Source organism: Microcystis sp. LE19-10.1B (genome assembly GCF_027530565.1).
Taxonomy (GTDB): domain Bacteria; phylum Cyanobacteriota; class Cyanobacteriia; order Cyanobacteriales; family Microcystaceae; genus Microcystis; species Microcystis aeruginosa.
On the sequence record NZ_JAPZQM010000179.1, the window covers coordinates 1 to 14,022 of the forward strand.

General features: G+C 41.2%; 14 protein-coding genes. 12 read left to right on the forward strand and 2 right to left on the reverse strand.

Going from position 1 to position 14,022, the window contains the following annotated elements; genetic code table 11:
- Positions 1-333: 333 nt before the first annotated feature.
- Entirely contained in the window at positions 334-1,518 is a 1,185-nt protein-coding gene (locus O9332_RS06305) for an NAD(P)H-quinone oxidoreductase subunit H (protein ID WP_002760089.1), read from the forward strand.
- Between the two features lie 117 nt (positions 1,519-1,635).
- Here the strand turns inward: O9332_RS06305 and O9332_RS06310 are convergent, their stop codons facing one another.
- Entirely contained in the window at positions 1,636-1,815 is a 180-nt protein-coding gene (locus tag O9332_RS06310; protein ID WP_002800141.1) for a hypothetical protein, read from the reverse strand.
- 126 nt (positions 1,816-1,941) lie between these two features.
- On the opposite strand from O9332_RS06310, the gene O9332_RS06315 reads away from it, so the two are divergent.
- The 11 genes from O9332_RS06315 to O9332_RS06365 all read left to right on the forward strand — a co-directional run bounded on the left by O9332_RS06315 (position 1,942) and on the right by O9332_RS06365 (position 13,451).
- The gene (locus tag O9332_RS06315) at positions 1,942-3,324 is read left to right on the forward strand and encodes a hypothetical protein (protein ID WP_288024314.1); all 1,383 of its coding nucleotides are present in this window, start codon (positions 1,942-1,944) and stop codon (positions 3,322-3,324) included.
- Positions 3,306-4,277, forward strand: a complete 972-nt coding sequence (locus O9332_RS06320; protein WP_288024317.1) for an AAA family ATPase — start codon at positions 3,306-3,308, stop codon at positions 4,275-4,277. The genes O9332_RS06315 and O9332_RS06320 overlap by 19 nt, the downstream gene beginning before the upstream one ends.
- An 8-nt stretch (positions 4,278-4,285) precedes the next feature.
- Entirely contained in the window at positions 4,286-7,009 is a 2,724-nt protein-coding gene (locus O9332_RS06325; protein ID WP_288024320.1) for a formylglycine-generating enzyme family protein, read from the forward strand.
- A gap of 547 nt (positions 7,010-7,556) precedes the next feature.
- Positions 7,557-7,772: a hypothetical protein gene (locus tag O9332_RS06330; protein ID WP_002800146.1), complete on the forward strand. Its 216-nt coding sequence runs from the start codon at positions 7,557-7,559 to the stop codon at positions 7,770-7,772.
- Positions 7,760-7,975 (forward strand): DUF2283 domain-containing protein, encoded by a 216-nt coding sequence (locus O9332_RS06335; RefSeq protein WP_002800147.1) that lies wholly within the window; start codon positions 7,760-7,762, stop codon positions 7,973-7,975. The genes O9332_RS06330 and O9332_RS06335 overlap by 13 nt, the downstream gene beginning before the upstream one ends.
- Before the next feature lie 289 nt (positions 7,976-8,264).
- Positions 8,265-8,444 (forward strand): hypothetical protein, encoded by a 180-nt coding sequence (locus tag O9332_RS06340; protein ID WP_046663376.1) that lies wholly within the window; start codon positions 8,265-8,267, stop codon positions 8,442-8,444.
- Complete coding sequence (locus tag O9332_RS06345; RefSeq protein ID WP_235614777.1) at positions 8,431-8,841, forward strand: hypothetical protein; 411 nt, start codon at positions 8,431-8,433, stop codon at positions 8,839-8,841. Before O9332_RS06340 ends, O9332_RS06345 begins: the two co-directional genes overlap by 14 nt.
- A gap of 329 nt (positions 8,842-9,170) precedes the next feature.
- On the forward strand, positions 9,171-11,519 hold the full coding sequence (locus O9332_RS06350; protein WP_288024325.1) for an HD family phosphohydrolase: 2,349 nt from the start codon (positions 9,171-9,173) through the stop codon (positions 11,517-11,519).
- Positions 11,516-11,983 (forward strand): DUF29 domain-containing protein, encoded by a 468-nt coding sequence (locus tag O9332_RS06355; protein WP_012267606.1) that lies wholly within the window; start codon positions 11,516-11,518, stop codon positions 11,981-11,983. Before O9332_RS06350 ends, O9332_RS06355 begins: the two co-directional genes overlap by 4 nt.
- A gap of 38 nt (positions 11,984-12,021) precedes the next feature.
- Entirely contained in the window at positions 12,022-12,669 is a 648-nt protein-coding gene (locus O9332_RS06360; protein ID WP_288024327.1) for a Uma2 family endonuclease, read from the forward strand.
- A gap of 101 nt (positions 12,670-12,770) precedes the next feature.
- Positions 12,771-13,451 carry a Uma2 family endonuclease gene (locus O9332_RS06365; RefSeq protein WP_288024330.1) on the forward strand — a complete coding sequence of 227 codons (681 nt, stop codon included), beginning with the start codon at positions 12,771-12,773 and terminating at the stop codon, positions 13,449-13,451.
- Positions 13,452-13,688: 237 nt separating this feature from the next.
- Here the strand turns inward: O9332_RS06365 and O9332_RS28340 are convergent, their stop codons facing one another.
- The gene (locus O9332_RS28340; RefSeq protein WP_002764476.1) at positions 13,689-13,844 is read right to left on the reverse strand and encodes a hypothetical protein; all 156 of its coding nucleotides are present in this window, start codon (positions 13,842-13,844) and stop codon (positions 13,689-13,691) included.
- Between the last annotated feature and the right edge of the window lie 178 nt (positions 13,845-14,022).

Consider the following 14,022-nt stretch of genomic DNA (forward strand, 5'->3'; position numbering starts at 1 on the left):
TTTGGGGGCGGCGCCACGCTCCCAACGGGGGGTTTGGGGGGTAGAACCCCCCAAAAGCTTGGATTGAGTAATCAGATCTCAAGTAATACTAAATCCCTTGAGTATAGGCTACATATCAGGAGAGGCACTCCTGCAAAAGGGGGAATAAATAATCAGTTTTTAATAACTGGATTTAGGATCAGAATATTTTCATGCTTGACAGTGTAACTTGTTGCATCGTGACTGCCTCCTAAATCCTGCCAGCCGCCTCCTGATACCCGATAGTCCTTGTGTATTGTCGAAGCGTTTACCTATAATAACTTTAAAAAGATTTTCGGGATCATCGGTAGCCCTATGGCAAAAATTGAAACGAGAACAGAACCCATGGTTTTAAACATGGGACCCCATCACCCTTCGATGCACGGAGTTTTGCGCTTAATCGTCACCCTTGACGGGGAAGACGTGATTGACTGTGAACCCGTAATCGGTTATCTTCATCGGGGCATGGAAAAAATTGCCGAAAATCGCACTAATGTCATGTACGTTCCCTACGTTAGTCGTTGGGATTACGCCGCAGGGATGTTTAATGAGGCGATTACGGTCAATGCTCCCGAAAAATTAGCCGATATCGCCGTTCCCAAACGAGCGCAATATATCCGGGTGATTATGTTGGAACTCAACCGCATCGCTAACCATTTACTCTGGTTAGGCCCCTTTATGGCGGATGTAGGCGCACAAACTCCCTTTTTCTACATTTTCCGGGAACGGGAGATGATTTATGACCTCTGGGAAGCTGCCACGGGAATGCGGTTAATTAATAATAATTATTTCCGTATTGGTGGCGTGGCGGTGGATTTACCCTACGGATGGGTGGATAAGTGCGTGGATTTCTGTGACTATTTTGACCCCAAAGTGGACGAATACGAGAAATTAATCACTAATAACCCGATTTTCCGCCGTCGTATTGAAGGGATAGGCTGCATTACCAGAGACGAAGCGATTAACTGGGGTTTATCCGGTCCGATGTTGCGCGCTTCTGGGGTGAAATGGGATTTAAGAAAAGTTGACCATTACGAGTGTTACGACGATTTTGACTGGGAAGTGCATTGGGAAACTGCCGGCGATTGTTTTGCTCGTTATCTGGTGCGGATTCGGGAAATGCGCGAATCGGTGAAAATTATCCGGCAAGCACTAAAAGGTTTACCCGGTGGTCCCTACGAAAATCTGGAAGCAAAACGGATGGCAGAAGGGAAAAAATCAGCTTGGAATGATTTTGACTATCAATATATCGCCAAAAAAGTCGCCCCCACTTTTAAGATTCCTAAAGGTGAACATTATGTGCGCTTGGAAAGTGGTAAAGGGGAATTAGGTATCTTTATCGTCGGTAATGATGATGTTTTCCCTTGGCGTTGGAAAATTCGGGCCGCCGATTTTAATAATCTTCAAATTCTGCCCCATATCCTCAAAGGGGTAAAAGTTGCCGATATTATGGCGATTTTAGGCAGTATTGATATTATTATGGGGTCAGTTGATCGCTAAATCTCCTTCAGGGTGGGTTATCTTATTAACTCACCCTCGTTTTGGCCCAGTCTTATGAAAAAAGCACATCGGCCTTTATTTCAGGTAATGTGCTTCAATCCCTAGTATTTATCTTCCTTAGTGGGTGTGAGTCTTTTTCCCCGCTTCCAATTGAACCTCAGTAATAGGGGGAAGAATCTTGCTTTCGGGAATCTTTAACTCCCCCACCTGAACACCCAAACTAACCAAGGCGGTTAAAGTGGTGATGATGCGGCAAATCACGTCAATGTCCGCTTTATGTTTTTGCCAGAAATTCATAGATTTTGCTCCTGTTGCCTTAGGGCTTGTTTTTTGAGGACAAGTTGATTAAAATGCTTTCAGCAAATGCTGGCAAAAGGGGATCAAAAAGTGGATCAGATCGTAGGTTGACGTTTGACGAGATTTATGTTAAGGTCTGGCGAAATCAGATTATCGGATGAAGATGTAGAAACCCTTCGTAAGGCTAAAGATGCTTATAAGGGAACCTATTCTTGTGCTTCGGAGAAAACAGAGCAAATATTAATAGAAGCAAGTCGATGGTTACTTGAGGCATTTCTCGAAGAATACCGTAGTCGAACAGAAACTTCCAGTTATACCATTCCATTAAATGTTTTGAAAGCTTGGATGACAGAATCTCAGCCACAATCTGGAGCAACTAAAGAGGTTTTAAAACCAAAGGGTAAGAAATTGTACTTACAAAATAAATCTAAGTTTCAAGGATTTGAAAATGAGAAGAAAAGAGCGTACATTAATCAAAATAAAATAAATACAACCAGAATTGAAGATATTAATGATAATTCAATTCATTTAACCTTTTATGAGGATATAAACCATTTATTAAATGAGTCTATTTTAAAGGTAATTGGCATATCTGGACCTAGTTTGCGGTTTTGTACTGAAAAAGAAAATGGACTAGGAAAAAAAGGGCGAACCGCTAAACAATCTTATATTGTTCAAGCTTATTGCGAAGTATTAGGCCTAGATTTTGACAGCTTACAATGTTGTCAACTTCATCATCAAAACCCAAAAGATCAACGAACAAATAATGAAAAGATTTATCGTGTTTTGACAAAATTTAATTATACTAATCTAGTAAATTTTACCAGTTCAATAGCTGCTAAACCTTTACGAGAAGGCAGTATTTATATTCCCCCTTGTCCTCATCAATATCGTGTTTTGTGTTTGCGTCGTTTAGAAAAAGAAATCTTGATCACTAATAATTTGCCAGTTAAACCTATTGTTTTTAAATTTCAAGGAGATGGTCAGGAAGAATGGGATAGCTATAGTCTTCATGAACATTTTTTCAATAATTCTGGAGGAATTAAAAATTTAAAAGCTAATAATTTTTGTTTGATTTTTGAAGGAATTGATTGTGCAGACTTTTCCCTTTTAAAGGACATTTATTCGTTTTGGCAAAACTTAATTACCAACGCTCGTAAAATACAAAATAGTCCCATTCCAGGCTTTTTATTAATGATTTGGTTAGATTATGGAAACAGTAATGATTGGAGAGATAAGGACAAATTATCAGAATTAAGTCCTATTCACCGCTTACAGATTGACTCTTGCTTTGAAAAACGGTCTTTTCAGGAAATTATTCCTACTTTTGCTCAACAACTTCAGTTAGGTTGTGACTTACAGGATGAAACCACAGACTTATTTAAATCTACCTTGCAGCAATTATGGAAAAATAGCGATCAAGGCAAGATAGAAGACACACTGAAAGCTTTTTATCAACAATTTCAAGGACAATTATCGAGGGAAAATAGATGGCTAAACTATCCTTAACTTACACGGGAGAAATTCAACCTAAATCGGGACTTTATTATGAACCGATTCAACAGAAAATTTATCCCTATGACGCAGGTGATGAGTTAATAGAAGTTGTTAACTTGGCTATTGAATTGGGAATGCCTTTGTTACTAGAAGGTGAACCGGGATGTGGCAAAAGTCGTCTAGCTCATGCCTTAGTTTATGAATTTAATTATCGTCAGGAAAGTAATCCTATAAAATATTATGAGTGGATAGTTCAATCTACAAGTAAAGCGGAAGATAGTCTCTATCAATATGATTATATTGGCCGTTTACAAGCTGCTCAAATTAGCGGAATTTTAAGCAAAGAAGAAATAGAAGAATCTTTTTCTGAGCCAAAAAATCCAGCTACTTCAAAAGATTGGGTTGATTTACAACCCTTGGGTAAAGCATTTGAACAAAGTCAAGATAAGCAAGAACAATCGGTAGTATTAATTGATGAAATAGATAAAGCAGATCGAGATTTTCCTAATGATTTACTTTTAGCCATTGAATCTCGTCGTTTTTTCATTAAAGAAACAGGAGAATTAATTCAAGCAAATGATCAAGCTTTTCCTCTGATTATTATTACCAGTAATCAAGAAAAAAACTTACCCAATGCTTTTCTGAGACGTTGCATTTATCACTATATTGAGCTACCCAACCAAGAAAGATTAAGAAAAATATTAACCGAACGGTTTACCGACGCTGAACAAGAGGTTATCATCAAAGCAGTGGACCGTTTTCTGGAAGTGAGAACATCACAAGACGAGACTAAATCTGAAGGAGAAAAAAAAGTTAGCACCAGTGAATTAATAGCCTGGTTTAAATCGTTGCTCAAGTACAAACCTGAAGAAATTATCGCCAAATTAAAAGAGGACAAATTACCCCACGCTAGTGTTTTACTAAAAAGCCGTACCGATTTACAAGATTATGGAACAAGAGGTTAAAAAAGCCAATGACATCCCCCCTACTTGACCTATTTTATCAACTCAGAGACGAAGAAGGATTTCTGCTGTCTATTGAACAATATTATCGGGTGGAAAATTACCTGATTCAAAAACTCGCCAATGATTCTGATATTGCTATTCAAGAAAATCCCAACTTAGAGAATCCTAAAATTAAACTTCTTTGTCAAGCTTTATGGGTTAAATCCCCGAAAGAAAAAGAAAAGTTTGATCAGGCCTGGACAGAGATGCTACAATTCCAACCAGAAATAAATATAGAAATAGCCCAAAAAACACCTATTCGTCATTCAGAAGAATCGATTAGCAAAATCATAAACCCGATGGATGATAGGGAATCTCCCTCATTAGAAATTACCCCTTCTGGGGATACACAAATAGCACCGGAGACTTCATTTCCACAAATTGCCACAGCTATTGAAAAGCGAAAAAAAATCACATCCCTAGATAATCCTGATTATTATCCTATTGGCATCGCTAAGTTACAAGAAAGTTGGCAGCAACTGCGTCCATTACCCCTAGAAAGTCCTCGACAAACTTGGGATCTAAAAGCCACGGTGATGGCAACGGCTAAACGAGGTTTTTTTGATCAAATAATTTACCAAAAGAAACAACTTTATCGCCGAGAAATTATAATTTTTATTGATTGTTCTGACTCGATGATTCCCTTTGCAGGATTTGGGCGAATAATGAAGCAAACTTGGGCAAATGTTCGCCATTTTTACTTTGATAATCTGATTAGAGACGAGGTTTTACGACAAGAAAACGGTTGGGAAAGTCAATCTTTAACTAAAGTTCTCTCTAACTATTCTCCGGAAGTAACCAGTTGTCTAATTCTTAGTGATGCGGGTGCCGCTAGAAAACGTTATGTAGAAGAGCGCTTGAGCGCAACAGAAACCCTTATCCGACGATTTAGCCGAAGATTTAGCCGAGTTGCATGGTTAAACCCCTTACCCTATCATCGATGGTATGGGACAACTGCGATCGATATTGCTGATTTAGCTGAAGATATACCCAATTTTTCCATGTTTGAACTAACCACAGAGGACTGGGAAAACTTGATAACATGGCTAAAAGAAGAAGCTATCCCACCCCGTCATTTATTTAATCCTAATCAATTTCACCAAGGGGATAATTGGGATGAGGATGAAGATTTTTTTAGCGCAGAAAGCCGTTTAAGATTATTTGAAAAAGAAAACGAACCAAACACAAGAGAACTAGCGAAACGAGCGGCATTTCCCCTTAGTTTATCCCCTAATTTACTTTATTATCTGCGTCAACATCAAGATAAAAATAATCAAGCTCCCTGGTATGCGATCGCTGATATTTTACTCTCCAGTTTAGTCCGCAAAATAGATCGAGAACTCCATGAAATGTCTCCCGATGTTCGTAAACTACTATTAGAAAAATTAACCCCAGAGGAACTCAAATCTCTGGCCTATCAGTTACAAACCTATATTCAGGAACAAATCGGTGATTATTGCTCACAATCGGTTTATTGGCAAAATCAACAATGGTTAGCTCTTGCCTACCTAAAACCCAGTCAAGCGGTCAATGAAATCAGACAGGTACTAGCAGAAGCTATCAAAAATAATAACCGAGTGCGTCTTGTGAGATTGACAGCTTTATTAGAAAATCTATCGGCTGCTTTAGCCGATTATGAACCCTTGTTATTGCTTAATGAACCGATTGCCGCCTATTCTAGAGGGGATTTAAACCACGTTGGCAATGTCCTTCAACTTTCCCCAGAAGACGAAGGAACCCTACAAAAACGTTTAATAGACAAAGTAGCCGCTATTGTTCCCTACGATGAAAACCTTTTCCTTTTTACCGCAGAAACGGTATTGGTTAATGAAACAGGCAAAGTTATCGAGAGAAAACCTGTTAAAGCCTATTTTTACGATGAAAACCTTCCAGAAGTTGGCAACCGGAAAAAAGCTCAAAACTATATCCGCATGATGTATATTCCCCAAGGAGAATTCTGGATGGGAACGGAAGATGAGGAAATCGAAAGACTGGTTAAAAAATTTGGTTGGGACGGATTTAGAAGGGAAAAACCCCCACACCTAGTCAAAGTCCCCGCTTTCCATATCAGTCAAACCCCGATTACCCAAGCTCAGTGGAGAGCTATCGCCGCAACCGCTAAAATAGACATCGACCTGAAGACAAACCCCTCTCACTTTAAAGGGGATGAGCTACCCGTAGAAAGCGTCAACTGGTATCAAGCAACGGAATTCTGTAAACGACTATCAAGGGAAACAAAACGGGAGTATCGGCTACCGAGTGAGGCAGAATGGGAATATGCCTGTAGAGCGGGGACAAAAACACCCTTTCATTTTGGGGAAACGATAACGGCAGATTTAGCTAACTATCGAGCTACTAAAACTTATGCCGATGAATTTACAGGAAAATATCGACGTAAAACAACCCCAGTGGGCTATTTTCAGGTAGCTAACGCCTTCGGGTTGTACGATATGCACGGCAATGTCTGGGAATGGTGCGCCGATACTTGGCACGATAACTATCATGTTGCGCCGACGGATGGCAGTGCCTGGATAGAAAATGGGAATGATAATCGTTCTCCGTTGCGGGGCGGTTCTTGGTGCAGCGTTGCCTCTTACTGCCGTTCCGCTTACCGCAGCAGCAACGACCGCCGCGGCGTCATCGACGGCGACTTAGGTTTTCGGGTGGTGTGCGGTGCTGGGAGGACTGTGTAACCCTTTTTCTCTTTTTTTCCCTTTTTTTTTCCCTCATTCCCTTTTCCGGAATTTTTTGGGGCATACTATAGAACAAGTGTATTAGTTTGGGAGTTATACTAAATCTGGTTATTAGGTGTCGATCCCCCCTGCTCCCCTTGATAAGGGGGGTGTCGATCCCCCCTGCCCCCCTTGATAAGGGGGGTGTCGATCCCCCCTGCTCCCCTTGATAAGGGGGGTGTCGATCCCCCCTGCCCCCCTTGATAAGGGGGGTGTCCATGAGTAGAAAACGGGTTTCTCGGAGAAACCCGTTTTCTGTGCTGAAAAAGTACGGGCGAAGCATTCGGATAGAAAATCTACGGTTTCAGCAATAGGTTATTGCCCGAATGCTTCGCCCCTACAGGATGCGGGCCGATGAAGACGCAGGGATAGGTTATACTAAATCCGGTTATTAAAGACTGATTATTTATTCCCCTTTTTGCCTTTTGCCTCTTGCATGAGTGCCTGTCTTCATAAGTAGCCTATACTCAAAGGATTTAGGATTATCACCCAGATAAAACATCCTATAATGAAAGGACAAGAAAAATTAGTCCAAGAAACCCTTAGCCAACCTGAGGAAATTCGACGTAGCCGCAGTGACCCTAATGTTTATCTTTTTTATAAACTTCAACGACCAAAACGTTGGCTCTGTGCCATTATCCGAAAACTCAATGGTGATGGCTTCCTAATTACCACTTATCCCACCGATGCAATTAAAGAAGGAGAAATTTTATGGCAGAAGTAAACGTTTATTATGATCCGATGGGCAATACCTTAACCGTGTGGTTTGGCGATCGCTCTTCAGAATATCTCTGCGAAGAAACCGGCGACGAAGTTATTTTAATGAAAAATCAAAAAGGTGAAGTTATTGGTTTTGAAAAACTTAACTATAGGATTTCTGAGAACAGGAATCTTAAAATTTCCCTAGAAACTGCCATCCCTCTTTAAACAATAAAGGCGAAAAATAACACTTAAGTAGCTGGGTTATAATTAAATTAAAAATGGATTTTAAGTTCGATCCCCCCTGCCCCCCTTGATAAGGGGGGTGCCGATAGGCGGGGGGATCTACCCTTGATAAGGGGGGTGCCGATAGGCGGGGGGATCTACCCTTGATAAGGGGGGTGCCGATAGGCGGGGGGATCTACCCTTGATAAGGTAGGGTTGATTCATGAATCAACCCTACCCTTGATAACGGGGGTGTCTGATAGTTTTTAACGCCTACCTACTTAATCTCTCTATGAAAATCACTTATCAAAAAGTTAACTTAAAAGCTCCCAAAACGGAGACAGCCTATTGGCGTAGTCAATCGTACCAAACGAGACTATCGGCCTTAGAAGAAATTCGTCAAGAATATCATCAATATAAATATAATGCTGAACCAAGACTTCAAAGAGTTTATACAATTGTTAAACGATAATCAAGTGCGTTATCTCGTCTTAGGCGGCTATGCCGTTGCCTTACATGGCTATCCTCGTTATACTAAAGATATTGATATTTGGATAGAAATGAGTTCGTTAAATGCCTATAATCTAATCAAAGCCTTAGAAGGGTTCGGTTTTGGTTCTTTAGGATTAACAATTGATGACTTTTTAACGCCAGATCAAGTGATACAATTAGGTTATCCTCCTAACCGTATTGATTTAATTACAACCCCCGATGGGGTAGAGTTCCAAACTTGTTACTTATCCAGAATTGAGGTTAAAATTGACGATATTATTGTTAACTTTATTGACTTAGAAAATCTTAAAAAAAACAAAAAAGCATCAGGTAGATTACAAGATTTAGCCGATTTAGAAAATCTAGAAATAGATTAGAGCTATTGATAATTTACCTCGTACCTCGTTGCAAGGGTCTCCCTTGCAACGCATTTCTAGAGGTTCTACCTCTTGCTTAACCCATCAGGAAACGGAGAAAGACCCTCCCTTGTGTAGTTCCAAACCCTTGCCTTTTGCCTCTCTCTTCCCCGACCAGCGACCGACTCCTAACCCCACCAACAAACTTTTTCAGCAGCCCCTAGATACCTTTCGAGAAAAAATTTTTTTGCACAGGGAGTCCTTAAAATAGAAGAGGGAACCCAAAACCGAGCTGCCGGTATTTTTTCTCTGGGCATGGTGGCGCAGTTTATAGAATTTAGCTGGAATTTATGAATCATTTTCTGCATTCTTTCACTGTTTTTCCTGATTCTGCCCGAAAATCTCGCTCTTACTCCCTGGGTAAACTGCGACGACCCTTAATCTTCCTGTTTACCGTCGGTTGTCTGACTAGCGTGGTCGGTTATCGTTTCTATAATCAGCCGAAATTGGCCGTCGGGACTATTTCCCCCGTCACGATTATCGCCCCCGAAGATGCCCGTTTTCAAGACCAAGAAACCACCGCCCTCAAACGCCAAAAAATTCGGGCTGGACTGCTTCCCAGGCTGAAAAGAGACCCCCAAACCACCGCCCAGATCGAGCGATCGCTGCGAGACACTTTAGGGCAATTAAGTCAAATTAGCCCAATTTTGCGAAGAAATTCCATTTTAATGGGCAGAAATATTTCCAACGCCACAATGGAAACGCTGCTCACCTTTTCTGCCGCTCAATGGTCAACTCTACAAAGCCGCCTCAACTATGAAGAATCTTTTACGAAACTCTTGACAAAAGAGCAGGAATATGCTATAGACGAAATCCAAGCCTATCGTCAGCGCGTGGCCAAGGGGAACTTTGAGCAATTTATCGATCGATTAGGGCAATTACGGCAAATAAAGGAGCAAACCAGCCAAAATTATCGGCATTCCAGCTTAAATAAACTCAAATACGCCGATCTGATCACAGCAGCCCAAATGGGCGATCGAGAGTGGCAAAACCTAGAAAAAGCCGTCCTGCAAGCGGGTCGCCGGATTTTGGTGCAAGGCATTCCCCCGGGGATTTCCACCAGTCACCTACAGGATACCATCGCCGTGCAGATTAGCAGCGATCGCCTAACCAGTCGCCAGCAGTCTTTAGCCGAAAATATCCTTCTAGCGGCCCTGGAGGGAGAAGCGAACCTGATAGAAGATCGGGAGGCAACCAAAGAACAAGCCGCTAAAGCGGTGGAAGCGGTAGATATGGTCATGTCTAGCGCTCAAACCGGTCAAATTATCGTTAAAGCAGGCGAAAAAATTACTCAAGCTCAGTTTGTTCTCATCGATGGCTTTGGTTTGAGCGAACGGGGCATTAACTGGATGGGTTTAGGGTCAACGGCAATCCTTGTCACCAGCGCGATCGGGACTTTTTGCCTCGTTGCCCAACGTCTCCATCGGCCTCTGCGTCACCGGGATTTTATTCTCTTGGGTTTACTAAGTTTTACCACACCGATCCTAGCGATCGCCAATATTCCCTTTACCAATCTGGCCGCCGTGGGTTTATTAGTCAGCAGTTTCTACGGCCCGACTCTGGCCGTCACCCAGGTCCTCTTAACTGCCGGTCTTTCCCTATTCAGCATCCAAGGTATCAGCGCCGATTTAATCGCCGGGACGATAGGGGGACTATTAGCGGCTATGATAGCGGGAAAATTGCGCTCCCGGGATGAATTATCGCTGCTAGGGATGGGAATCGGAGTCAGTCAAGGGGGTGTTTATCTGCTCACTTACCTAATCGTTAGCGCCACGGCCAGCACGATCATCTATACTCTACTACCCACGGCGCTCGTCTATGGTCTATCGGGAATAGCTTGGACGGTAATCGCCCTAGGATTATCCCCCTATTTGGAACGCTGTTTCGATGTGGTCACTCCCATTCGTCTGGTGGAGTTGTCCAATCCTAATTGTAGTTTGCTCAAACGTTTGGCCACGGAAGCACCGGGTACTTTTCAACATACCCTTTTTGTCGCCTGTTTAGCTGAAGCGGCCGCCCGAAAACTGCACTGTAATGTGGAATTAATTCGCACGGGAACTCTCTATCACGATATCGGGAAAATGCACGATCCTCTCGGTTTTATTGAAAATCAAATGGGTGGCCCGAATAAACACGATGAAATTAACGATCCCTACGTCAGCGCCGAGATTATTAAAAAGCACGTTAGCGAAGGGTTAGTCATGGCCCGCAGACACGGTTTACCGCGAGTAGTCCGCGATTTTATTCCTGAACACCAAGGCAATCTCTTAATTTCCTATTTTTATCAGCAAGCTTTGCAAAAATCCGCCCAAAATGGTCAAGAATTCGTCGATGAGGCGGCCTTTCGCTACGATGGTCCGATTCCCCAATCGCGAGAAACGGCGATCGTTATGTTGGCCGATAGTAGCGAGGCCGCTTTGCGATCGCTGAAGGAGGCCTCCCCAGAACAAGCTATGGATATGATTAAAAAGATTTTTCAGGCCCGATGGCGCGATCAACAATTAGTAGATAGTGGTATTCGTCAGGAGGAATTACCAATTATTGCCGAGGTTTTTGTGCAAGTTTGGCAACAATTCCACCATCAACGCATTGCCTACCCGAAAGCAGTTTTAGAAGTCTCCTCAGCCAAAAAAATATGAAAAAAGATACTTGGCTAAATCAGTTACAATTTCTCTACGAACAAGATGAACATCTCTGGTTGACTGAAACAATTAAACTTCTCAAGGCAAATCGTCTAGCTGAGTTGGATATTCAACATTTAATCGAGGAGTTGGAGGCTTTGAGCAAACGGGATAAAAATCGAGTTGAGAGTTTTTTAAGACAGATAATTATTCATCTTTTGTTGTGGCAATATTGGTCAAAAGAATTTGAATTAAATCATCGGCATTGGCAAGGAGAAATAGCTACTTTTAGAGTTCAGCTAAATGGATACTTAAGCACAAATTTAGAAAAATATCTCCTAGATAACCAAGAAAAAATCTATCAAGATGCCGTTTTTATTGTTGGTCAAAAAACTGAAATATCTCCTCACAATTTTCCTCTAAATTGTCCCTATTCCCTTGAACAAATGCTTGATAGGCATTGGTTGCCAGAGCGAAATTAGTTAAATCCCACAGCTAAAAATCAAGGATAATTACCAAAATGCTACTAATTACTCTCAACGAAAATACTTTATCTTTATCTCCAGGCAGTCAAGTTATTTTTCCCCATCAGACTTGGGAAGATTACGAAAGATTACTGAGTTTACGTCTCCAGAAAACCTATCCCAAACTCTATTTTAATCGCAAAACTCAAGAAATTCGGCTTATGTCTCCTTTACCAAGTCATGGCAAACGTATCAATCTTTTAAGTGATTTAGTAAAAATTATCCTTCGTCGTCAAGGCAAAGACTGGGAATGTTTTGATCCGATTACCTTGAAAATTCCGGGGGAAGCAGGAGTAGAACCAGATACTTGTTTTTATATTGATAATAGACAGGCAATTTTAGGCAAAGAGAGAATTGATTTAACTGTTGATCCTCCTCCCGATTTAGCTATAGAAGTGGATTTTACTTCCCTGACTGATGTAGCAGCTTATCAATTGTTGAAAATACCCGAATTGTGGGTTTATCGTCGGGAAGAATTGAAAATATATCTGTTCAGAGAAGACGGTTATCAAGAAAGCGAAAATAGTCGTCTCTTTCCCGATATAAATATCAAGAAACTTTTCCCCTATTATGTAGAATTAGGCTGGAATCAAGGTTCTAGTCTTGCTTTACGTCAGTTTGAAGCTTTAGAGAATTTTAGTTAAAACACTTTTTGTATAAAAGTGAGCTTAATCCCCCCTGCCCCCCTTAATAAGGGGGGTGCCGATAGGCGGGGGGATCTGACAATCCAAAAATAATTATCAAAATGCTACTAATTACTCTCAACGAAAATACTTTATCTTTATCTCCGGGCAGTCAAGTTATTTTTCCGCATCAGACTTGGGAAGATTACGAAAGATTGCTGAATTTACGTCTCCAAAAAACCTATCCCAAACTCTATTTTAACGGCAAAACTCAAGAAATTCGGCTTATGTCTCCCTTACCAAGTCATGGCAATCGTGTTGATACATTAAGGGATTTAGTAAAAATTATCCTCCGTCGCCAAGGCAAAGACTGGCAATGTTTTGATCCGATTACCTTGAAAATTCCGGGGGAAGCGGGAGTAGAACCAGATACTTGTTTTTATATTGATAATAGACAGGCAATTTTAGGCAAAGAGAGAATTGATTTAACTGTTGATCCTCCTCCCGATTTAGCTATAGAAGTGGACTTTACTTCTCTGACTGATGTAGAGGCCTATCAATTGCTGAAAATACCCGAATTGTGGGTTTATCGTCGGGAAGAATTAAAAATATATCTGTTCATAGAAGACGGTTATCAAGAAAGCGAAAATAGTCGTCTCTTTCCCGATATAAATATCAAGAAACTTTTTCCCTATTATGTAGAATTAGGCTGGAATCAAGGTTCTAGTCTTGCTTTACGTCAGTTTGAAGCTGTTGTCCTGAAATCGAAGGACTCTCGCTCGGAAATAGCCTCGATCGAATAAAATTCTTTCATCAGTAATCGTAAAAGAGTTTACGATCGAACTCTCGGATAATTTCCGTTTAACTAGGGGAATATAATCGGCTATCTCCATCTAATTTGATCGTAAACTTATCTCTTTTCTAGCTGCCAATAGCATTTCATAATAAACATTCCACTCGAAATAATCCATAGCGTCCCCTAGCTCACCAGAACGAAATCTAGGAGAGAATTCTTCCGAACTCATGGGATATTGATTTTCCTATTGCTTGACACGGGTTTCTAAATCCAAAATTTGAGCGTTAATCTGCCAATTTTCCCGTTGTTCGCTCTGAATTTTCCGATTCAGTAACTCTCTTTCTTCCTCGGAGAGAGAGAGAATGATTCGCGCGAGAGAATCAATCAGTTGGGTGTTCATGGTCGTTAAAATCCGAGATAAGTAGCTGGTTATAATTAAGGCTCTTCGGTTTGTGTTATGCAATGGACGGGGGTTATAAGGGATGGAACCCTTATAGAGAAAGGCATTTAGCGATTTTTGTCAATTGTTTTTGCTCTAGAGCGAACTAATCAATTAAGTCTCTTGCCAGATAAGGATT